At 56.5% G+C, this 23,312-nt stretch carries 17 protein-coding genes; 7 read left to right on the plus strand and 10 right to left on the minus strand.

The features are described from left to right. Positions 1 to 4: 4 nt before the first annotated feature. The 3 genes from PGR91_RS09500 to cobO all read left to right on the plus strand — a co-directional run bounded on the left by PGR91_RS09500 (position 5) and on the right by cobO (position 3,807). Entirely contained in the window at positions 5 to 2,011 is a 2,007-nt protein-coding gene (locus tag PGR91_RS09500; RefSeq protein WP_118656836.1) for a TonB-dependent receptor, read from the plus strand. Beyond that, a complete protein-coding gene (locus PGR91_RS09505) occupies positions 2,008 to 3,177 on the plus strand; it encodes a DUF5074 domain-containing protein (RefSeq protein ID WP_101572221.1) in 1,170 nt (389 codons plus the stop codon). The genes PGR91_RS09500 and PGR91_RS09505 overlap by 4 nt, the downstream gene beginning before the upstream one ends. Positions 3,178 to 3,288: 111 nt before the next feature. Further along, positions 3,289 to 3,807, plus strand: a complete 519-nt coding sequence (gene cobO / locus PGR91_RS09510) for a cob(I)yrinic acid a,c-diamide adenosyltransferase (RefSeq protein ID WP_101572219.1) — start codon at positions 3,289 to 3,291, stop codon at positions 3,805 to 3,807. Between the two features lie 77 nt (positions 3,808 to 3,884). On the opposite strand, the gene PGR91_RS09515 is transcribed toward cobO, so the two are convergent. Next, entirely contained in the window at positions 3,885 to 5,714 is a 1,830-nt protein-coding gene (locus PGR91_RS09515; RefSeq protein WP_101572217.1) for an ABC transporter ATP-binding protein, read from the minus strand. A 222-nt stretch (positions 5,715 to 5,936) separates the two neighbouring features. Between PGR91_RS09515 and trpS the strand changes: the two genes are divergently transcribed. The 3 genes from trpS to PGR91_RS09530 all read left to right on the plus strand — a co-directional run bounded on the left by trpS (position 5,937) and on the right by PGR91_RS09530 (position 10,940). After that, entirely contained in the window at positions 5,937 to 6,926 is a 990-nt protein-coding gene (gene trpS / locus PGR91_RS09520) for a tryptophan--tRNA ligase (RefSeq protein ID WP_118456897.1), read from the plus strand. A gap of 29 nt (positions 6,927 to 6,955) precedes the next feature. Beyond that, entirely contained in the window at positions 6,956 to 8,743 is a 1,788-nt protein-coding gene (locus PGR91_RS09525) for a chloride channel protein (RefSeq protein ID WP_101572215.1), read from the plus strand. Positions 8,744 to 8,996: 253 nt separating this feature from the next. After that, a complete protein-coding gene (locus PGR91_RS09530; RefSeq protein WP_118656751.1) occupies positions 8,997 to 10,940 on the plus strand; it encodes a fibronectin type III domain-containing protein in 1,944 nt (647 codons plus the stop codon). 68 nt (positions 10,941 to 11,008) lie between these two features. Here the strand turns inward: PGR91_RS09530 and PGR91_RS09535 are convergent, their stop codons facing one another. The 5 genes from PGR91_RS09535 to PGR91_RS09555 form a co-directional block, all read right to left on the minus strand. Continuing rightward, entirely contained in the window at positions 11,009 to 12,250 is a 1,242-nt protein-coding gene (locus tag PGR91_RS09535) for an MFS transporter (RefSeq protein WP_101572418.1), read from the minus strand. A 29-nt stretch (positions 12,251 to 12,279) separates the two neighbouring features. After that, complete coding sequence (locus tag PGR91_RS09540) at positions 12,280 to 13,572, minus strand: DcaP family trimeric outer membrane transporter (RefSeq protein WP_118656749.1); 1,293 nt, start codon at positions 13,570 to 13,572, stop codon at positions 12,280 to 12,282. A 141-nt stretch (positions 13,573 to 13,713) separates the two neighbouring features. Next, positions 13,714 to 14,457, minus strand: coding sequence for a tRNA (guanosine(46)-N7)-methyltransferase TrmB (trmB, locus tag PGR91_RS09545; RefSeq protein WP_055205755.1), 744 nt, complete (start codon positions 14,455 to 14,457; stop codon positions 13,714 to 13,716). Between the two features lie 53 nt (positions 14,458 to 14,510). Further along, the gene (locus PGR91_RS09550; protein ID WP_145996528.1) at positions 14,511 to 14,963 is read right to left on the minus strand and encodes a hypothetical protein; all 453 of its coding nucleotides are present in this window, start codon (positions 14,961 to 14,963) and stop codon (positions 14,511 to 14,513) included. Next, entirely contained in the window at positions 14,947 to 16,395 is a 1,449-nt protein-coding gene (locus tag PGR91_RS09555; RefSeq protein ID WP_101572207.1) for a PSP1 domain-containing protein, read from the minus strand. Before PGR91_RS09555 ends, PGR91_RS09550 begins: the two co-directional genes overlap by 17 nt. Positions 16,396 to 16,649: 254 nt before the next feature. Between PGR91_RS09555 and PGR91_RS09560 the strand changes: the two genes are divergently transcribed. After that, complete coding sequence (locus PGR91_RS09560) at positions 16,650 to 16,922, plus strand: GNAT family N-acetyltransferase (protein ID WP_101572205.1); 273 nt, start codon at positions 16,650 to 16,652, stop codon at positions 16,920 to 16,922. Here the strand turns inward: PGR91_RS09560 and PGR91_RS09565 are convergent. The 4 genes from PGR91_RS09565 to PGR91_RS09580 form a co-directional block, all read right to left on the minus strand. After that, positions 16,915 to 17,835, minus strand: coding sequence for an alpha/beta hydrolase (locus PGR91_RS09565; RefSeq protein ID WP_310790211.1), 921 nt, complete (start codon positions 17,833 to 17,835; stop codon positions 16,915 to 16,917). The two genes, PGR91_RS09560 and PGR91_RS09565, sit on opposite strands and share 8 nt — an antisense overlap. Before the next feature lie 116 nt (positions 17,836 to 17,951). After that, a complete protein-coding gene (locus tag PGR91_RS09570; protein WP_101572203.1) occupies positions 17,952 to 19,160 on the minus strand; it encodes a hypothetical protein in 1,209 nt (402 codons plus the stop codon). 1 nt (position 19,161) lies between these two features. After that, positions 19,162 to 20,385 carry a beta-galactosidase gene (locus tag PGR91_RS09575; RefSeq protein WP_257937058.1) on the minus strand — a complete coding sequence of 408 codons (1,224 nt, stop codon included), beginning with the start codon at positions 20,383 to 20,385 and terminating at the stop codon, positions 19,162 to 19,164. 147 nt (positions 20,386 to 20,532) lie between these two features. Further along, the gene (locus PGR91_RS09580) at positions 20,533 to 23,271 is read right to left on the minus strand and encodes a family 78 glycoside hydrolase catalytic domain (RefSeq protein WP_118656745.1); all 2,739 of its coding nucleotides are present in this window, start codon (positions 23,269 to 23,271) and stop codon (positions 20,533 to 20,535) included. Between the last annotated feature and the right edge of the window lie 41 nt (positions 23,272 to 23,312).

Below are 23,312 nucleotides of genomic sequence, written 5' to 3' on the forward strand. Positions count from 1 at the left end.
GTTTATGTGTTGCCTGACACCGGCGGCGCTTTATTCGCAGAACGGCTCCGACAGCCTGACACGCAAAGCGTATCCGGACAGCCTACGCCATTACAGCATCGACGAGGTGACCGTATACGGACAGAACCAACCGTCCCGGATTATCCCCGCCCAGGAACTCTCCGGCAAAGAACTGCAGCGACTCAACGCCCTGTCGGTCGCCGATGCGGTACGCTATTTTTCCGGGGTGCAGATCAAGGATTACGGCGGAATCGGAGGACTCAAAACCATCAATATCCGTAGCATGGGCACCCAGCACGTCGGCGTTTTCTTCGACGGCATCCAACTCGGCAACGCACAGAACGGGCAGATCGACCTGGGACGCTTTTCGCTGGACAACATGGAATCCATTTCGCTGTACAACGGGCAGAAAAGCGCGGTATTCCAGCCGGCTAAAGATTTCGCATCGGCCGGTTCGATTTACATGCAGACGCGAACGCCCCGTTTCGACCGAGACGGAAAAAACAACCATTTCGGCGTGTCGATGAAAACCGGCTCTTTCGGCACGGCCAACCCGTCGATCCTGTGGGAACACCGGTTCAACGACCGGCTCAGCAGTTCGTTCAACGTCGAATACCTGTACACCACGGGCCGCTACAAGTTCAGCTACACGAAAAAAAACGGATACGACACGACTGAAGTGCGCCGCAACGGCGACGTGCGCGCCCTACGGGCCGAAGGCGGCCTTTTCGGCCTGGTACGCAACGGCGAATGGAAAGCGAAAGTCTACTTTTACAACTCGGAACGGGGCTACCCGGGCGCTTCGGTGCGACAGGAACCCGGACGGTTCCGGCACGAAGACCGGCAGTGGGACGACAACTTTTTCGTACAGGGTTCTTTCCGGAAAACCTTCAGTCCGTTTTACAGTCTGTTGCTGAACGGCAAGTACGCCTACGATTACCTGCACTACCTGTCCGATCCGCGCCTCGACGAGAGCACGATGTATGTCAACAACCACTACTACCAGCAGGAGACGTATTTCTCGGCAGCCAACGAATTTACGTTTTTCAAATGGTGGAAAGCCAACCTCGCCGCCGATTTCCAATGGAACACGCTGGACGCCGACTTGGTCGATTTCGTCTATCCGCAGCGCTATTCGGTACTGACGGCCGCGGCGACCTCGTTCGAATTTTCCCGGGTCAAAGTGCAGGCAAGCCTGCTGCACACTTATGTCCACGACCGGACGAAAGCCGTCGGGGGAAGCGCCGGCGACAAAAGCGAATTCACGCCCACCTTCGTAGTCTGGTACAAACCGTGGAGTCGGCCGGAGCTGAGTTTCCGCGCATTCTACAAACGGATTTTCCGGATGCCTACGCTGAACGACCTGTACTACACGTTCATCGGCAACAAATACCTGAACCCGGAATACACCACCCAATACAACATCGGCGTCACCTATGCGAAAAATTTCGACGGCGTCCTGCGGCGGATCGACTTCCAGGCGGACGCCTACTACAACGAAGTGGACGACAAGATCGTCGCCATGCCCACCAGCAACCAGTTCCAGTGGACGATGATCAACCTCGGTCGCGTGGAAATACGAGGGATCGAAACGACCGTGCAGACCAACTGGCTGTTCGGTCCGGTAACCTTCAACGCCCGGCTGAATTACACTTACCAGAAAGCCCAGGACGTCACCGACCGGACGAGCGAATGGTACGGCGGCCAAATCCCCTATATCCCGTGGCACAGCGGTTCCGCCGTACTGAATCTCGGCTACCGGGGATGGGATCTGAATTACAGCTTCCTTTACACCGGAGAACGCTACGAATCCGTCGCGAACATCCCCGAAAACTACGCGCGGCCGTGGTATACGCACGATATGGCGCTCTCGAAATACATCCCGTTCAAAAAAACGGCGCTGCGCATCACCGCCGAAGTGAACAACATCTTCAACCAGCAATACGAAGTCGTACAATGTTACCCGATGCCGGGCACGAATTTTAAAATCAAAATAAACTTTACGTTATGAAAAAACATTTGACAAAATCACTGCTGCTTTTGCTGCTCAGCGCAGCCGTCTGCAGCCTCAACTCCTGCCGGAAAGAAGAAACGGGCACCCCTTCGTCCGGTTCGGGCGGCGGAGAGGGAGAGACCGCCGGTACGGTGAAAGGATTCTTCCTGCTGAACGAAGGCAATCAAGGCAGCAACAAGGCCTCGCTCGACTATTTCGACTACGAAACGGGCGTCTACACAAAAAACATCTACCCCGAGCGGAACCCGGGCGTAGTCAAGGAATTGGGCGACCTGGGCAACGACCTGCAGGTTTACGGCGAAAAACTGTATGCCGTGATCGGCGGTTCGGGACTGGTCGAAGTAATGGATGTCAACACGGCCAAGCACGTGGGGCAGATCTCCGTTCCGAGCGGCCGCCGACTCGCATTCAAAGATCAGTACGTCTACATCAGCTCCTACGCGGGCCCGCTTAATTTCGATCCGAACGCCCGGAAGGGTTACGTGGCCCGGGTCGACACGGCGCAACTCGGGAAAGTCGATACCTGCGTGGTCGGCTATCAGCCCGAAGACATCGTCGTCTCCGGCAACAAACTTTACGTTGCCAACTCCGGCGGATACCGGGCTCCGGTCTACGACAGCACGGTTTCGGTGATCGACCTGAGCACATTCAAGGAGATTTACAAAATCAACGTAGCGATCAACATACAGAAGATGAGGCTCGACCGTTCGGGCAACCTCTGGGTGTCGACCCCGGGGAACTACTACGACATCCCGTCGCGGACTTTCGTGATCGACACGAAAACGGACAAAGTGACCGACACGCTCGAAGTGCCGAACGCCAACATGGCCCTGCGCGGCGACTCGCTGCTACTGTACAGCGCCACCTGGGACATGACCACCGGAAAAAGCGCCTATTCGTTCACCTTCATAGACACCCGGACGAAAAAAGACGCCGGGCAGAATTTCATCAAGGACGGAACGGATAAAAATTATACCGCAGCCTATGAAATCGCGGTCAACCCGGACAACGGAGACTTTTTCGTCACCGATGCGAAAGACTATATAACGCCCGGAAAGATCTATTGCTACGGCTCCGACGGACGTACCAAATGGTCGGCCACCACGGGCGACATTCCGGGGCACATCGCATTCACGCATAAAAAGCTGCAACCGCTGAAATAACGGCTCCCGCCGCAAAACGACAAGCTCCGGAACCTCCGTTCCGGGGCTTTTTTCCGTACCGTCCGCCGCTTTTCCCGCAATAAACCGTATTTTTGTAAAAACACGACGATCATGGGCAACAAAGGATACATCCATGTGTACACCGGGGACGGGAAAGGAAAAACGACGGCCGCTTTCGGGCTCGCGGTACGGGCGCTCTGCGCCGGAAAAAGCGTCTACGTCGGACAGTTCGTCAAAAGCATGGCCTATCACGAAACGAAAATAGCAGAAATGTTCGACAAACTCCGGATCGAGCAACTGGGTCGCGGCTGTTTTATTCGCGAGGAGCCGGAACAGACCGATATCCGGATGGCCCGCGAAGGACTGGACAAATGCGCCGCGCTGATGGCCGGCGGCGACTACGACGTAGTGATACTCGACGAACTGACCATCGCCCTGCACTACGGATTGCTGACCGTCCGGGAAGTGCTCGAAGCGTTGGACCGCCGCCATCCGTCCGCCGAGATCGTCATCACGGGCCGTTACGCCCCGCAGGAACTGATCGACCGGGCCGACCTGGTAACCGAAATGCGCGAAATAAAACACTATTACCGGCAGGGCGTACGCTCGCGCGACGGGATCGACAAATAGCGACTCCGCACGCACGGAAAAACGATTTTCAAATTGAAAACAACGCGGCAACCCGTAAGCGAAGCCGCGCGGGAATTTTACTCCTCGACCTGCTGCATCTCGATCAGCCGGGCATAGATGCCGTGCCGTTCCATCAGTTGTTGGTGAGTCCCCTGTTCGGCGATCCGGCCCTTTTCGATCACGATGATCCGGTCGGCGTTGTGGATCGTGCTCAGACGGTGGGCGATCACCAGCGAAGTGCGCCCTTTCAGTAAGGCGTTCAAAGCCTCCTGCACCAGTTTTTCGGACTCGGTATCCAATGCCGAGGTCGCTTCGTCGAGAATCAGTATTTCCGGATTTTTCAACACGGCCCGCGCGATGCTCAACCGCTGGCGCTGGCCGCCGGAAAGCTTCATGCCCCGGTCGCCGATGTTGGTCTGATAGCCGTGCTCGGTCTCCATGATGAAATTATGCGCATTGGCCACGACGGCCGCCTGGCGGATCTCTTCGTCGGTGGCGTCCTGCTTGCCGAGCCGCAGGTTGTTGGCGATCGTATCGTTGAACAGGATGGTCTCCTGCGACACGACGCCCATATACTCCCGCAAACTTTCGATGTCGTACTGACGAATATCCACCCCGTCGATCAGGATCGCGCCGCCCTGTATGTCGTAAAAGCGCGGGATCAGATCCGAAAGCGTCGATTTGCCTCCGCCGGACGGACCGACCAGCGCAACGGTCTCCCCTTTCCGTATTTTGAAGTTAACGCCGCAAATTACCTCCTTATTATCGTAGGAAAAACGCACGTCGCGGAACTCGATTTCGTCGTGCAGTCCGGTCATCCGGACTGCATCGGGCGCATTGGTGATCTTGCTTTTCTCATCGAGCAGCGCCAGCACGCGCTCCCCGGCCGCAATCCCCTGGTTGATGTTGGCGAACGAATCGGTAAACGAACGCAACGGCCGGGTGATCTGCGTAAAGATCGACAGGTAGGCGACGAACGCGCTCGCCTCCAGATCGCCCGACAACACCAGGCTGCCGCCGTAGACCATCAACACCGCCGCCGCGGAAATCCCGAGAAACTCGCTCGTCGGCGACGCCAATTGCTGCCGCCGCGCCATGCTCAGCGAGATCCGCGAGAAAAGACCGTTGATATCGTGAAACTTATTGCGGATATAGTCGGTCGCATTGTACCCTTTGAGGATTTTGATCCCGGTCAGCGATTCGTCCATCAGGCTGACCATATCGGCAAAACGTTCCTGCGCAGCCGTAGCCGACTTGCGCAGCCGCTTGACGATCGAACCGATCACCAGCGCCACGACCGGCAGGAAAATCACCGAAAAAATCGTCAGCTTCCACGAAATCATCACCAACGCGATCAGGAAACCGACGATCATGAACGGATCGCGGAACGCAACCAGCAGCGTATTGGTGATGCAGAACTGCACGACCTGCACATCGGACGAAATTTTCGAAATGATGTCCCCCTTGCGCTCGTTGTTGAAATAACCGACATGCAACCCCATCACGTTATCGTACACCCGGTTGCGGAGCCGCTGCAACGAACGCACGCGCATGGTCTCCATCACGCGCTGTCCGAGATAACGGAACAGGTTGCTCAGAAACGACATCAGGATGATGAATACGCTGAGGAAAATCAGCACGTCCATTTTCGAATAATCGGTTCCGAAGACACGGTATATCAAAAAGTTGACGAGGCTCCTGAAATAATCCGTATTCAACGCGAACGACGGCAGCGCGGTCACCGGCTCGAGCAGTTGGTCCTCAACGAACAACGTGTTGAGCAACGGCATGATCAGCATGAAGGTGAACGTATAGAATATCGTGTAAAAAAGCGTGTAGAAAAAATAAGGGATCGCGTACTTTTCGATGGGTTTCGCAAAGCCGAGCAGCCGCCAATAGGTATTCATTCGCTGGATTTCATTAGATTACTTCGGACAAAAGTAATCCATTTTCCGATATATCCTTTATCTATTTTGCCGGAAAGCTGCCTGTTTTAGGGTAAAATTCGTAAATTTGTCTGCTGAAATCTCCGGGATTCACCGATTCCCGGCATGTCGAATCCGGACAACACATTCGCATTCAACCGAATCTGTTGTCGATAAACGGCGCGTTGCGCCAAACGTTTAATTATGGAAACTGTTGTCAGTGGAATACGGTCTACCGGAAACTTGCACCTCGGAAACTATTTCGGGGCGCTCAGGAACTTTGTCAAAATGCAGCACACGGAACGGTGCTTTTTCTTCATCGCCGACTACCATTCGCTGACGACGCATCCGGATCCCAACATGCTGCACGTCAACGTCAAGAACGTGCTGTCGGAATACCTTGCCGCAGGGCTCGATCCGGAGGCTGCCACGATCTACGTGCAGAGCGACGTTCCCGAAGTAGCCGAACTGTCGCTGCTGCTGAGTATGCACGCCTATGTCGGCGAGCTGGAACGCACCGCTTCGTTCAAAGACAAGATCCGCAAGCACGCCGACAACGTCAACATCGGTCTGCTGAGTTACCCGGTATTGATGGCCGCCGACATCCTGCAGCATCGCGCCACCCGCGTACCGGTAGGCAAGGATCAGGAGCAACACCTCGAACTGACACGCCGGTTTGCACGCCGGTTCAACCAGCTTTACCAGGTCGAATTTTTCCCGGAATGCCAGCCTTACACGTTCGGCGGCAACCTGGTAAAAATCCCCGGACTGGACGGAAACGGCAAAATGGGCAAATCGGAGGGCAACGGTATTTTCCTATCCGACACGGACGAGGCGATTCGTAAAAAAGTAATGAAAGCCGTGACCGATTCGGGCCCGACCGCGCCGGACAGTCCGATGCCGGAGGTGATCGCCAACCTGTTCACGCTGCTGAAAGCCGTTTCGACCGAAGATACGGTACGGCATTTCACCAACCTGTGGAACCGCTGCGAGATCCGCTACGGCGACCTGAAAAAACAGCTCGCCGAAGACATGATCAAGGTCGTGGCCCCGATCCGCACCCGCATCCAAGACATTATCGGCGACGACGCCTACTTGAGCCGGGTCGTCAAACAGGGCGCCGAAAAGGCCCGCGAAAGTTCGAGCCGGACGCTGTCGGACGTTCGCCGGATCATGGGTATCAAACCGTTCTAAACCGCAATCCCTTAAACTCTGCGACGGCCATGCCTAAGCTGAGAAACAAAATAGCGCTGCTGTACCGCTACCTGATCATCGCTACCAAGCGGCTGACCGATAAACAGTTGATGATTCTGCTCGCGATCGTGGTCGGTCTGGCGGCGGGGTTCGCTACGTTCGTATTCGAACGGGCGCTGATGTTTTTCCGCTTCGTGCTGACCAGCTGGTTCGACATCGACACGGCCAGCGTTTTCTACCTGTTCTATCCGGTCATCGGAATCATCATCGCCACACTGTTCGTCAAGTACGTCGTGCGCGACAACATCAGCGAAGGAGTGACCCGCGTACTGTACGCGATGAGCAAAAAAGGGTCGCGCATCAAGCCGCACAACTGCTATTCGTCGATCGTCGCGAGTTCGGCGACGATCGGTTTCGGCGGTTCGGTCGGCCCGGAGGCGCCGATCGTACTGACCGGAGCGGCCGTCGGATCGAATATCGCCCGCTTCATGCGACTCAATTACAAGAACATCACGCTGCTGCTGAGTTGCGGCGCGGCGGCGGCCCTGTCGGCCGTATTCAAGGCGCCGATCACCGGAGTCGTCTTCGTGTTGGAGATACTGATGCTCGACATCACCGTCGCATCGATCATCCCGCTGCTGATTTCGGCCGTGACCGCCACGACGCTGATGTTTTTCCTGAACGGTTTCGATCCGGTTTTCAACCTCAATATCCTGCACTCGTTCGAACTGGAACACCTGCCGTACTACATCGTCCTGGGCCTGATATGCGGGCTGATGTCGTACTATTTCACACAGATCAACTCGAAAATCGGGCAATTGTTCGCCCGGATCAAAAGCATGTACCGCCGTTGGATCGCGGGCGGCCTGATCATCGGCGTCCTGATCTTCCTGTTCCCGCCGCTTTACGGCGAAGGGTACGAATCGCTGGCCGATCTGATGCACGGAAACGTCGATGCGCTGTTCAACAACTCGATGTTTTTCCAATACCGGGGCATCGGCTGGGTCGTCATGCTGTACCTGATCGCCACGCTGTTTTTCAAGGTGGTCGCGATGTCGGCCACCAACGGAGCCGGAGGGGTCGGCGGCTCGTTCGCCCCGTCGCTGTTCGTAGGCGCTTTCACCGGCGCGACGATGGTCTATGGGCTGAACTATTTTTTCGGACTCGAACTACCGATCATTCCGTTTACGCTGGTGGGCATGGCAGGAGTCATGTCGGGCGTAATGAACGCCCCGTTGACGTCGATCTTCCTGATCGCCGAACTGACCAACGGCTACGCGTTGTTCGTCCCGCTGATGCTGGTCGCCGCGCTCTCTTTCGCGCTGGACTACTACCTCGAACCCTATTCGATCTACACGAAAAAGCTGTCGCAAAGCGGCGAACTGCTGACCCACAACAAAGACCGTTCGGTACTGGTATTCCTCGATCTGCCCGCCTTGATGGAGACCGATTTCTACAAAATCTCGATGAACACGACGCTCGGCGACGTCGTGAACCTTATCTCTACCGTCCACCGGAACATTTTCCCGGTGGTCAGCAAAGACGGCACCCTGCTGGGCATCGTTCAACTGGACGACCTGCGGGCCGATATGTTCTCTCCGGAAAAATACGGGACGACGATCGACCGCTACATGATCGCGCCGCCCGACCTGATCTACCAGAACGAGCAGATCGGCAGCGTACTGGACGCTTTCGAAGATTCCAAAGCCTGGATGTTGCCGGTCGTTACGACCGATAAGAAATACCTCGGATTCATTTCCAAATCGCGCATTCTGGCCGCGTACCGCGAACAACTCCGCGCAATCAGCGAAGAATAACCCATCGGAAAACAAACAAAACCGATCCGTCCGCCTTACGGAAACGCCACGCGAACCGGCCCCGATCTAAATTAATCTCATTTTTTTTACATTCTCTTGTTCGTTTTATTTTTTTTATTTAATTTGGTCCGAAAGAAAATTTTCATTAATTATGTCTATTATCAATAACTATTTTATAGTTCGTAAACAGCACGGAACGAACACGTCGAAATAAAACCAATATCCTATTTTGTTTAACTAAAACACACTGATTATGAAAAATTACCTAAAACTGAGTGCATGGTTGTTTTTGATTCCGGCACTGATGTTTTCATCGTGCAAGGACGACGACAAATCGGACGGCGACCCGTTGCTGGCTCCGAGAAACCTTGTCGGACTGGCCGGCGACGGGCAGGTCATCCTGAACTGGGACGCTCCTTTGAGCGGCGAGGTGAAAGAGTACTCCGTAACCTGGACTCCGGGCAACGGCAGCGCTACGGTAAACGGCATGGCATACACGGCGACCGGACTGACCAACGACACCGAATACACTTTTTCGGTGAAAGCCGTCTACGCGTCAGGGTCGTCCGACGCCCTTACGGTCAAGAAAACGCCGAAAACCGAAGCGATCAACTACACGGCCTGCACGGACGTAGCAGCCCAGGCGGGCTATAAGGCGATCACGCTGACATGGGCCGTTCCGGAAATCGTTCCGAAAGCCGAATTGTCGGGTTATACGATTACCGTTGCGCCGGGTGAAATGGAACCGATCAAAGTTGCCGACCCGCAAGCCGTTTCAGCGGTTATCGACGAATTGGCCAACGGCACCGAATACACCGTAACGATCATCGCAGACTACAAAGACGGCGGCATGTCGGCAGGCGTATCGGTCAAAGCGACTCCTACCGAACTGATCTCAAAAGTCGAATCGGACAATGTCTCCAAAATAAGCTTCGACAAAGAGAATGCAGCCATCGAACTGTATTATACCAGACCGGTGGATGTAGAGGCCATTCCGGTAACCTTCACGCTGATCGAAGGCGCAACGATAGATAACGAGAGCGGCGCCGTAAGCAAAACGCTGAATCTGAAGGATCCCGCCACGGTCGATGTCGTTATGAACGATTTCACGATTCCGTATCAGGTAACCGCCGTAGTCGATACGCTCGTAAAATCGCTTCAGGCATCCTACGACGGCACGACGGTCAACGGAAAAGTCGATCAAGCGACCCGAAAGATCCTGATCGACTTCGGAACGACCCAGATCGACAAATCGGCCATCGAAGTAACGATCGACATCTCCGAAAACGCAACGTTGGTAAATCCGTCGGCATCGCCGGCCACGATGAATCTGTCGAGCGAAAACGCCGCGATCAAACTGTCGGATAAATACGGAAACGAGGTATCCTACGGCGTAACCTGCCTGGGCGCGGATCTTCCCGTTGTGGAAGGATTCAACCCGAAGGACATTACCGGAAAAGACATTCCGGCCGATTGGGTACGCCTCAACCGGTTTAACGGCAAAGATATTCCCGCTACGATCGCAGTCTATGAAATCCCCGAGACCAATTCTTACGTGGTCATGTGGAAAAAAGGGTCCGATTTCACGACCTACCACCTGGGAAAAGACGCCGTTCCCTTTGCGGATTACAAAGCGGATTATGCGGATGAAAACACTATCCTGGTTTCGGGAACGCCCAACCTCCAGAACGCATTCCACGCCTCTCAGGTCGTTGTAAAAGGCGGTCAGGGCCCGATGTTCGCCAAACAAACTAACGGCAACTGGGTACACTATACCGGCGACTGGGACGGCGACACGTTCTTTAACTTCGACACGAAAGAGAATCCCTGGCCTGTAGTTGAAGGATTCACCGGTAACGGATTCTACCTGAATCCGGGAGCGCCGAACGGATACACGTCGGCTGCGCCGCACACCACCACAAAGAAAACGCAGTGTTTCTTCGCATATCACGGGGAACCCTCCGATGCCGACCTGGCCGGATTCTTCGTCTCCGGCACTGCCTCTTTCACCCAAGACGAAGTCTGCGAAAAACTGATCAGCATCGGGCTTACCAGAGGATTCCCGATCAACTCGATCGACCAGACTACGGATAACATGAACGTAGGTCTCACCATCAATGGAGGAGATGCCGTCAACATCACCGTATCGGGAGGTCTTGATCCGGTATATGCCGTAGGAATCAGCGAAACGAAATAATCTTTCTATCCATTTTCAAAAAAGAGGAAGCGCAAGGCTTCCTCTTTTTTTAGATCCCATATTTCGCTTCATTCGCTGAAATCGGGAGCTCCGAAAACGTAACTTTCCCGGTACCGGTAGCCGACGACCGCCATCAACAGCACGATCGCAGCGTTCAGCACGAACGGGAAATCGGCCGAACCGGACTTCCCGAACAGCCCGGTCAGCAGATCGACGATAAAAGGGCACAGCAGGATCGCCAGGTAATTGACCGACATCACCAGCGCCAGCGCCAGCGTCGTATTTTTCGAATCGGCCGTCCGGACGCTCTTGTCGTAAACCAGCGGCTGGATAACCCCGTAGCCGATCCCCGCGACGAAACATCCCAACCCGATCGTCCACTCGTATTTGAACAGGTAGATTAGCAGCAGCCCGGCGCAAATCAGCAGCAGCGGCAGGAAAACGGTCGCATTCTTCAATTTGCGGATAATCCAGGTGATAAACAGACCGGGCAGCATGATCGCCAGGAAAAAAAGCGAAATCATCACGCCGGAAGCCGAACTGCTCAGCGTATAGTGCTGCATCAGGAAAGGCAGGTTGAACGTGACCACGAGTACGACGTAAGTAGCCAAAAAATAGAGCAGCATCAATCCTACGAGCCGCGGCACGTCGATCCCGGGCAACCATTTTACAGCCCCGATAGCCGCATCCGTCGGAGAAGCGGGAACCGCAGGTATCGTCGCGGCCTCCCCCCGATCCGGCTTGTATTTCCGCAACGAAAGCGTCATCAGCAGCGCGACTCCGGGCAGCAGGTAGACCAGAAACGGGTAATGCCAGTCGACCGTCGCCAGCCAGCCGGTCAGCGACGTGGCGAGCACCAGCGTAACGTTGCTGATCGACGAACTGATCCCTAGCTGACGGGTACGGTAGGCTCCGGTGAAATGGTCTGCGATCAGTCCGGTCGACAGCGGGATCACCATCCCGGCTCCCACCCCGAGCACGCAGTTGATAAAAATCAACAGCACGATGTTCTTTGCGAACAGGCTGAAAAAACCGCTGATGCAGAACAACGCGAGTCCCGTGTAAAGAATCAGCAGCTTGTTCCTGCTCACCGACAGCTTACCGGCCAGCAGGACGAACGGAATGATCAGCAACGACGGCAGCGAGGTAAGCATCTGGATTTCGAGATCGGTCGCGTGTTTGAAAATTTTATCCAGATCGCCCAGAATCGGCGATATGGCCAACCCCGGCAGGGAAACCACCGCCGAAACCGACCAGATTGCCACCAGTACATTCAGGGGAATCGTACCCCGTCCCGTTTGTATTTTCAGCATAACCTTCGTCGCTAATTAAATAAGATTTAAAAATTGTACTGCACGATCGCCTGAACGCGGTTGGCGTGCCCCTGCTCCTTGTCCATGTTCCGGCGCGTTCCGTAAAGGTAAGCGGCTCCCAATTGACAACTTTCGGTCAGGTTATAGAACAGATTCACCGACAAGTAATTGGCTATCTGATAAGTATTCGCGTCGCGGTAGTCGTTCCGACTGAAAACCTTCACGCCGCTGTAAGCCGCGGTGGCCAACCATTTCGAAGAGAACATGTACTGGGCCCCGGCGATCCAGCTCATCATCGGCAGCGCCTGCAGACTGTTCGGCCGTTTGGGATTGACCACCAGGTCGAGTCCCGTGCCGGCTATATCCTGAATATAAGCCGCGATCCCCTCGCCGTAGAGGAACTGCATGTAGGTCGTCAGTCGTTTGCCGGCCTGGATCGAGCCGCTCAACTGGGTTCCCCATCCGAAAACCGATTTGGTGGCATCCGACTGGTCGTCGTAATAGAACATATCGCGGAAAATGGCCGATGCGCGCAAGTGGCTCCGCCCTTTGTTCCAGCTATACTGGAAATAGAGCGGGAAATCGGGCATCCGCTGCGGGATCGAACTCATATCGCTCGCCAGCGACGCGCTGAGATTCGGCATTTCGGCGGCGACCGCCATCGACCAGTGATCGTTGAATTTCCGGGTATAACGGATCATCGTGTTATACACCATCGGATAGCCGTTCGGCCCTTCGAAGTCTACCGTCGAAGGCGATGCCCCGAGGTCGCAGAACGTCGTGAAACGGCGTCCGATCGAGAATCCGGCCAGTTCGATATAAGCCATATTCAGACTGAACCCCAGGTTATTCGATTCCCGGAAATCGGCCTGAATGTAACCGACGATCGGTCCGAGCCTGCCGGCATGGGCGATCGCCTTGAAATACAGGGTAGAAGTCGACGGATCGAGCTGGAACTGCTGACGTTGTTTCGGCGAATTCGGCACGGGAATGGCCGACGTTACGAAATCGAGATCGTTGGCGATCCCGTCGAAATCGTACGAAAGACGCGTGTTCACGTTACCGCCGATACCGAAGATCATCTTCTGGTCTTTACCCGAAATGATGAACTTGGGCAGACCGGTCTGGCGAAACCCCTTTTCGATCGTCGAATAGTACAGATCGATCACCTGGGTCGCCGACATCGTGTCCACTTCGGCCCCCCGGCGGTTGATAAAAAGCACATCGGGTTTCGCATTGTTCTTCAGCACCTGGGCCTGCAGGCCCTCCGAAAAGAAACATGCGATGATCGCTGCTGCAAAAAGTATACAATGTTTCATAATTATGGAATTTAAATTGGTTTCGGGCATACGCGTCCTCGGACGGTCTCCGTAAACTCAATTATTGTGCCGATCCCCGCCCCGCAAATACGAAACAGGGCGTCCCGACAAGAACGCCCCGGATAATAAATTATTAAAGAATTACCGCTGTACGGCAACTCCGGCCGACAGCAACGCTTCGTCGGGAGCAAAAGGAATCGTCTCGAACTCCCGGCGGTCGCCGAACCCGAAACGCAGGTAGGTGATCGGCAGCCCTTCCTGCAAAAAACGCTGTTCGTAAGTGGTTTTGATCGACAGCACCTCGTCGGCGAATCCCGTCCCGTAAATATCGTCGCAGCAGGCGGCGACCGGAAGTCCGTTGCCCCGGGCCAGATTTTTCGTATATTCGTGCAGGTGAACCGAATCGGTCTTCAGATTGATCATGCCGCCCTCGCGCAGAAAGCGGGCGTACATAGCCAGAAATTGCGGGGCGGTCAACCGTTTTTTGATCCGGTTTTTGTTCAGTTGCGGATCGGGAAACGTGATCCAGATCTCATCGACTTCGCCGGGAGCGAAACACGAATCGATGAATTCGATCCGCGTACGCAGGAAAGCCACGTTCTTCATTCCGTTCTCCGTCGCGGTCTTGGCCCCGCGCCACAAGCGGGCGCCTTTGACGTCCACCCCGATAAAATTCCGTTCCGGGAAACGTTCGCCCAACGCCACGGTATATTCGCCGCGCCCGCACCCCAATTCCAAAACGATCGGTCGGTCGTTCCCGAAAAAATCGCGGTTCCACTTCCCTTTTAACGCATAATCTTTCCGGAAAACCTCCTCGAACCCAGGCTGAACGACACAACGGAACGTGGCATTCTCCGCAAAACGTCTGATCTTATCTTTTCCCATTCGATCCTCTTCGACTGATCCGGAAACCGATCCGGTATTCCGGGAATCTCTACTCAATAAATATCCATTCCGACGGCAGCAACGCCCTCCACCTCTTCGCCGGGCATCAACGGCTCGAACTGAAACAGGTAACTGCCCGGCCGCGACAGGCACACCCCGCTGCGGTAAGCCTGGCTGACGTCCCGGTAAAGCCCCAACCCCGGATGCCCGTCCGGCACGTGCACCACCACCGTATCGCGCCAGCGATACCCGGCAGGCGTTACGGTGGTCACGGCCAATACCAACCGGTCGTAACTGAAATTACTGCCGTACCGCACGACGACATCCATCGTCCGCAGCGACGCGGTATCGGTATTCTCGAAACTGACGGCGACCCGCTCCGACCGGTTCCATCCGTACTGATCGGTTTCCGCCACCGAAGCCTGCTGCGGCGCGAGGCATGACACCATAGTCGCCAGGCAAACCAGTCCCGGCAACCTCCGGACAATCTTACTCGCCGGCGCCACCTTTTTCCTGTTTTCCGCCGCCGGACTGCTGTCCGTCGCGGTTCTGTCCTCCGTTCGGATTGCGACGGCGATTACGGCCGTTGTTGCGACGCGGCGCATCCTCGCGGGCCGCCGGAGCACCCCCGGCCGCATCGGCCGGAACGCGCTGTTTGCGGGCAGGTTGCTGACCTGGCGCCGGTTTATCGGAACGCCGGTTTTCCGGTTTCCCCGAAGCCGGCTTCTGCTCCCTCGCCCCTTTCGGCGATCCGGAACGGGTATCGCCGCTCTGACTCGCTCCGGCCGGCGCTTTCCGCTTTTTACGGTTTTTGCGCCGTCCTTGCTGCTTATCGAAACGGGTCAGGCTCTCTTCGCCCACCACGTTGGCAAACGTCGGTTCGATATCGACCGATACGGGCGAAGCGTCGCTCAACCGTTCCGGCTTGTTTCCTTTCTGGTTCATCCGGATCACCTCGCGCACCCGTTCGACCGGCAGCGCAACCAGATTCGCCTGCGATCCCGGATCCGTCGCAAACCACATCGTGCGCTCCAGAATATCGCTTTTCACCAGGAAGTAATCGCCTTCGATCGTCTGCAACGGCTGGTTGACGCGCGGGAAATCCTTGCGGGCGTCCAGGTACGTATCCAGTTCGTACACCAGACAGCACTTCAGCTTGCCGCACTGTCCGGCCAGTTTCTGCGGGTTCAGCGAAATCTCCTGATGCCGCGCCGAGTTGGTCGTCACCGATACGAAATTCGAGATCCACGACGCGCAACACAGCTCCCGGCCGCAGGACCCCAGCCCGCCGATGCGCCCGGCCTCCTGCCGCGCCCCGATCTGCTTCATCTCGACCCGGATGCGGAACTGCTCGGCGAAGACCTTGATCAACTCGCGGAAATCGACCCGTTCGTCGGCGATGTAATAGAAAATAGCCTTGATCTTATCGCCCTGGTATTCGACGTCGCCGATCTTCATATTCAGGTTCAGGCTGGCCGCGATCTGGCGCGAACGGATCATCGTTTCGTGCTCGAGACCGATCGCCTCCTGCCACTTTTCGATGTCGTAAGGTTTCGCCTTGCGGTAAATTTTCTTGAATTCGCCGTTCTGCGGATTGAACCCCACGCGCTTCATCTGCCGGGCTACCATATCGCCGGTCAGCGACACGATCCCGATGTCGTGTCCGGGCGAGGCCTCGACGGCCACGATGTCGCCGCGCTTGAGCGGCAGGCCGTTGACATTCCGGTAATAACTCTTCCGCGTATTCTTAAAGCGCACCTCGAAAATATCGTCCGGAAAAACTTCCGGCATGCCCTCGAGCCAGTCGTAGGCATGCAACTTAAAACAGCCCGAACAGGGCGACGCCGAAACCTCTCCGCCGCACCGGCAGAACTCGCAGCCCCGTCCGATGTCGAGCGTCGATTTCGCATCTTTATTTTTACACTCTTTGCAATCCATCCGAATATATGTTGTTAGGCTCTTCCCGGATCATTTCCGGCCGGGAACGTCTTTCGTAAAAAGACCGGCCGGAGCACCGAAAGCGCCGGTAATTTGCACCTTCTGCCCGCAATAGCACAAAAGTAATAAATTTTTCCGGATTGCCGTTTTCCCGGCGATCCGGAAAACGGAGAACCGTTTGCGAAAACCCGATTTTCGCTTATCTTTGGGAAAGCGGCACACCGTTTGCCGCGACGACTTTAAAAACTGCGCTTATGGAGATCATTCACGACACACAGCGCCGCCGGTTCGAAATCGACGGCGAAGGACACCGGGCCTACCTCGAGTACGTCCCGGTCGAAGGAGGGATCGACATCGTCCACACGATCGTATCGCCGATGCTCGGAGGCCGCGGCTACGGCTCCCGGTTGGTACGCAACGCGCTCGACTACGCCCGCGACAACGGGCTGAAAGTAATCCCGTCCTGCTCGTTCGTCGGAGTCTATCTGGAAAGACACCCGGAGTACAAGGCACTGCTGTTTAAATAGGCTCTCCCGACCGGTTCTGTTGCGTATCGAAAAAACGCCGGAAAAAAAATAGATGGTACTCGACCGCGCTGCGCCAGTAATCGTGCGTATGTTGTCCGGGCCGCACGATGTAGTCGTGGGAAATGTGATAATACAGCATCTGCTCGTGGAGTTGCCGGTTGACCTCGAAAAAATAGTCTTCCGTTCCGCAGTCGATCACGATCGCCAATTGTCCCGGCTGCAAGCCGTAATCGACCGGCCGGGCTTTCGTCGAGGCCACCTCCCGGTTCGCATCGGTAAACGGCACCACGCGGTACAGTTGACTGAGTACGGTATGTTCGTCCCACACCGCCCGGTTTTCGGCATACGGACCGAGTTGCTCGCTGATTTTCCAATTGTTCGGGAAAGGCCGGATATCGACTCCGCCGCTCATCGACCCGCACGCGCCGAAAACGTCCGGATGCCGGAAAGCGAGCCATAGAGCGCCATGCCCGCCCATACTGTACCCCGTAATCGCCCGCCCGCGGCGGTCGGGCAACGTCCGGTAATGCGCATCCACATAAGCCACCAGTTCCGTCCCGACATAAGTCTCGTAACGGCTGCGGGGATTGACCGGACTGTCCCAATACCAGCTCGACTCGCCGTCCGGACACACGACAATCACCCCGAAAGCGGAAGCCGTCTGCGGCAGTTCGGGCTTCGTTTTACGCAACCAGCTGTCGTACCGATTATTATACCCGTGCAATAGATACACCACCGGGTAACGGCCGACGGCGTTCCGACCGTACCCGGCCGGCAGGATCACGACGTTTTTGATCTTCTTGTCCATCGAAGGACTGTAAACCTCCACCGTATCGACCGTCTGCGCCCGCACGGACGCCGCGGCCAACAATACCGCCGCAAACAGGACGGCGCATTTTCGCATACTTTTCATACCGATCATTCCGATTTTGTCGGCAAAAATAAGAATTTACCCTCGAACGGCATCGGATCGAAACGAAAAACCCGCTTCTGATGAAGCGGGTTTTTCGAAAACGGAACGCACAAACGTTACCACATATAGATCGCCACATCGCCCGGATCGACGTTCATCGCCGGAGTATAATCTCCGGCCGATACGATCGAACCGTCTTTCAGAATACGTTTTACGGACGGATCGGCCGAGAAGATCAGCCTCATCGGCTGCTGATAATCGCGGTTGACGATCACCAGGAACGTGCGACCGTCGTTTTCCAGCAGCGAAATCACGGCTCCCAACCCTTCCGTTTCGAGAACGTCGACCGGTTCGGGCAACTTGGTCAGCCGCTGCGTACCGCGCGGAATCGTTTTGCCGGTATGGCGCACCCATTTGACCTTCGCCCCGGCGAAAACGCCCGACAGCGCCTTGATCTCCCCGTTCACCTGCCGCACCAGATCATAGGCGACCGTCCGCCTGCCGTCCAGGCCGATCGGTCCGAACTCGTAGTCGAAACCCTCCGAATTCACGGGCGTCCAGTAAGTGAAATACTGCAGGCCTTGTGCGCCGTAAGCCAAGTCGCTGAACATCTGCAGCCGCAGCGTGGCGAGGGTCGGATGCGGGTATTTCCAATGCTTGGTAGCCATGGCGAACGCCCAGAAATCCTTGCCGGCCTTTTTCGATTCGTCCGAAAACTCCTCGAGGTTCTCGTACCATTCCGGCTTCATGCCGTCGTACGTGATCGGATAGTGGTCGAACGACAGGAACTGCATCGGCACCTCCCGATCGAACCGCGACACGTACTCGCGGTAACTTTGAACGCCCAGCGCATCGAGATGCTCCTTGCCGCCGTTCGGGAACAGGTTCAAATAACAAAAATGCTTGTCATCGACCGCCTGCACCTTCCGGGCCCATTCGCCCAATGCGGGGAAATCGCTGCTGAGCGGTTCGTCGCGCAGGAAATATCCGGCCAACGCCGGATGTTTCATAAAGCGTTTCACGGTAGCCTCCGTATCGTTGCGTAATTCGGGACAGGCGGCGATTATCTTAACCCCTACTTTTTGGGCCGCATCGAGCGCCTTCACGACCTCGTCCGCATTGGAATACCCCCTGAAATTGAGGGTAAATCCGGCGTCCTTGAGCTCCTGGAACCGTTCCACCTTAGCTTCGTCGGCCGGAATGCCGTACCAGGCCAAGATCGGAATCTCCTTCTGCGGCAGCTTCGGCTGGGCGCCGAGGATTCCGGCCCCCAGCAGCGTCGCGGCACAACACAGCAACAGCGTATTTATCCGTACTCTTTTCATCCTATTGCAGCATATAAATTACGGCATCCCCCGGCTCGACCATCAACGTCGAAGAGTAGAGCGACGCCGGAACGATCGAACCGTCTTTCAGAATCCGCTTCGCCGACGGATCGAGTTCGATATCCAATTGCATCCGGTCGTTGAAATCGCGGTTGACGATTACCAGGAACCGGTTGTCTCCGTTCTGCAATTCGGAAACGACGGCGCCGGTTCCGGTCGTTTGCAGCTTCTTGACCGACGCGGGCAGCTCCGCCAACGGAGTAGTTCCCTGCGGAATCGTATCGCCGGTATGACGTACGGACAGCACTTTCGCACCGAGGAACACGCCGGTAAGCGCCTTGATCTCACGGTTCAATTCCGTCACCTTGTCATAGACGTCGGTACGCTTGCCGTCCAGACCGATCGGCCCGTGGTGGAAATTCCAATTCGGGTTCTTTCCCGGAGTCCAGTAAGTAAAATACTGCAACCCCTGGGCCCCATAAGCCAGGTTGCTGAACATCTGCAACCGCATCTGGGCCAGATCCGGGATCGGATACGGATCGTGCGCGGTCGCCAGCGAGAAGGCCCAGAACGGTTTCCCGGCCAGGCGCGCTTCGTCCGAGAAGATCTCCAGATTCTCGTAATAATCCGGACGCAGCGTCCGGCCTACGACCGGATAATGGTCGAACGACAGCAACTGCAACGGCACCTCCTGATCGAAGCGGTGCACGTAATCGCGGTAGCTGTCGGCTTTCAACGCCTCCAGGGAAGCGTACGTGGGCAGCAGGTTCAGGTAGCAGAAATGCGCGTCGTCGGTGGCGCGGATCCGTTTCGCCCACTGGCCCAGCTCGGCGAACGACTCGGTGTTCGGCTCGTCGCGCAGGAAATAACCCGCCGTCGCCGGATGGTTCATAAAGCGTTTCACGGTCGCTTCGGGTTCCTTTTCGAGCTCCGGGCACGAAACGATCAGTTTGACGCCGGCCGCCTGCGCCGTATCCAGCGCCCGCTGCATCGCATCGGCATCGGGGTAACTGGTAAAACTGTGTGTGATCCCGGTTTCCTTCATTTCGCGGAAACGTTCGAGCGTCGTACAGTCGGACGGGATGCTGTGCCAAGCCAGGATCGGCATTTCGCCGGTCGCCTGCAGTTTCGGCCAGACAGCCTGTTCCGCCACCTGCTTCTGTCCGGAATTACAACATCCGGCCAGACCGGCAGCCAATAGAGACAGCAAGAAGATTTTTTTCATCGGTCTAAGTTTTAGTATTTTATGAATATTCTGATTTCAAATTTAATAAAATTTCCGCAATCGACGGAATAAACGCCTCATTTTTATCTCCATACAAAAACGGAGGCGTTTACATGCCTCCGTTTCCGTCGATCGCGACCGTCCGGGCTATTCCACCGTAAAGGTATATTTGCCCGAACGCACCGTATATTCGGCGTAATCGTCCTTCATGCCGTTATAAACGATATTCCCGTCTTTCTTACCGGTTCCGTCCGTGCGAACGGCCGAAGGGGCTTTCGCATCCGGTACGCACACCGTAGCCGTACAGCCTACCGGCACTTCGACCGTCATCGTAAACCGACCGCCCCGTTTGCTCCAGTCGACCGACGCTTGCCCGTAAGGAGTCGCCGTGGCGTACTTCGCCCAGTCGATCTGCGATACCGGCTGCGGGCGAAACACGATATGACGGTAACCGGGCTGCGACGGGTCGGCGTTCAGGCCGGCCAGTTTGCGGTAGAACCAGGTCAGTGAACCGCCGAACATCGGATGGTTGCGCGAATTTTCGCCGTTCCACTGTTCCCAAGTCGTCGTGGCGCCCTGGTCGATCCAGTGACCGAAACTCGGATAGTCCCGTTTGTTCATCGCTTCGTAAGCCAATTCGCCCAATCCGTTCTCGGCCAGCACCTCGAAGAAGAACTGGGTGCCGAAAATGCCGGTATCCAGATGACCTCCGTTATCGAGAATATCCTGCCTGAGCGACGCCACTACCCGGTCGCGGTATTCGTCGGGAACCCCGATCCGCAATGCGAAAATATTTCCTCCGTAACGGCCGTAAGTTCCTTTCTGCGGATCGTAGAAACGCTTGTGGAAAGCGGCAGCCGTCCGGTCGGCCAGCTCACGGTAGGCCTTTGCATCGTCCGTCTTGCCGAGCGCTTCGGCTGCGCGGGCCGTGTAATCGGCGCAACGCCACAGGTAGAACGTATGCACCATTTCCGCAGGCGGAAAATCGAAGGCCGGACACCAGTCGCCGAGGTTCATCCACTGGTTCGGCGTTTGCATCAGCATGACGCCGTCGTCGCCCACCCAGTTCTGCATGAAACGGATCTGCTCCTTCATCGCGTCGTAATTGCCGGCCAGCAGGTCGCGGTCGCCGTAGTGCACGTAGAATTCCCACGGCATGATATTCATCGCGGCTCCCCACGCCACGCCGCCGCCGCAGCCGGGCTGCCACGGCGCGCCGTTGGGCACGTAACCCGTCTCCGGATTCTGCGCCCCCCACATGTCGCGAATCCACTTGTTGTAAAATGCCGCGGCATCAAGGTTATGCATCACCGTCACACACGCGACCTGCCCGTCGCCCGTATAGGCCGAACGTTCGCGGTGCGGGCAATCGCTGGCCACGCCGCCGTGCATGTTATCGGTCTGACTGCGCCACCAGATTCGGTTAATCGTATTGAACAGCGGGTTGGAACATTCGAAACGTCCGGTAGTAGCCACGTTCGAATAGACCGCTTCGGCTGTCACCTGTTCGGGGGTCAGTTCGCCGGGCCAGCCGCTGAGCTCCACCTCGCGAAATACGTACCAGGTAAAACGGGTGTGGTACGACTCGGGGCCGCCGCCCTTCATCGTATAACTGTTCGAACCGACCGGCGATTCGCAGATATAACGGATATCGATCTTCTGCCCGGATTCGCCCCGGACATCTTTCAAATGCAGCCAACCCGAAATTTCCTGGCCGAAATCCACTTTATAACGGCCATCGCCGAGTTTTTCGATCTTCACCGGTTCAAGCCGTTCCATCACCCGGTCGGGCGGACCGTTCTGCGCGACGAGCTTCCCTTCCGGCGCTTTGCGCAACGCGACCGGCTGCCAGGCCGAGTCGTCGAATCCCGGAGCGCACCACCCCGGTTGTTCGCGGCGGGCGTCGTACTGTTCGCCGGAATAGACCCCGTCGGAGACGATCGCGCTTTCGGACGCTTTCCACGACCCGTCGCTCAATACCACGTCCTGCGTTCCGTCCGCATAGGTTATATGCAGTTCCCCGAAAAAGCGGGGCGACCCGAACGCCATTACCCAATGGATCTTCGCATTGTAGAAACCGTTGCCGAGAATCGCTCCGAGCACGTTTTCGCCGCGGCGCACCCGGTCGGTCACGTCGTATCCGACGTACATCACCCGGTACTCCCTGAAATTATCCTCGACCGGGATTCCGCGCTTTTCGAGCCCGGGACGCTTGCCGTAATTGGTCTGGTTCGGAGCCAACACGTCGTCGCCGACCTTTTCGCCGTTCATATACAACTCGAAATAACCGAGGCCGGTTCCGTAGAAGTAAGCCGAAGCGACCTCCTTATCCACGCCGAACGACTTGCGCAGCAACGGGGCCGGGGGCGGCACATCCTTGCCCAGGGCCTCCAGCGACTCCTCGCCCTGCCACGGCGCGCCGATCCAGCGGCATTTCCACTCCGACGGATCGAGGATACCCATATTCCAGCGGGCCGGTTCGCTCCACGCCGATACGTTGCCCTTCCCGTCCCACACGCGCACCCGCCACCAGCAGGTCTCGCGCGACTGCAACGGCTTTCCCGCATATTTCACCAGCGTGGACTGCGGACTTTTTACTTTCCCGCTGTTCCACAGATCGGCCGTCCCGTCCCGCAACGCTTTTTCGGTAGAGGCCACCTCGATCTGGTATGCCCGCTGCTCCTGGCCGCGAAGGCCTGCGGCAGCGGTATTGATCCACGACAAGCGGGGATGCCGCGCGTCTACGACCGACGGGTCGGTCTGGTATTCGCAGGTCAGCTTTCCGGGAACGATTCCGGCGCTTCCGCGCGCCGCGGACGACGCGCCGGAAACGACCAGACAGGCCGCCAATAGCAGGCCCGCAACTTTTGCACTCGGTTTTTTCATAAATTCGGTTATTTAGGTTTTCCGCATCCTCCCGCGGTCAT

This window comes from Candidatus Alistipes pullistercoris (assembly GCF_027665465.1).
Taxonomy (GTDB): Bacteria; Bacteroidota; Bacteroidia; order Bacteroidales; family Rikenellaceae; genus Alistipes_A; species Alistipes_A hominis.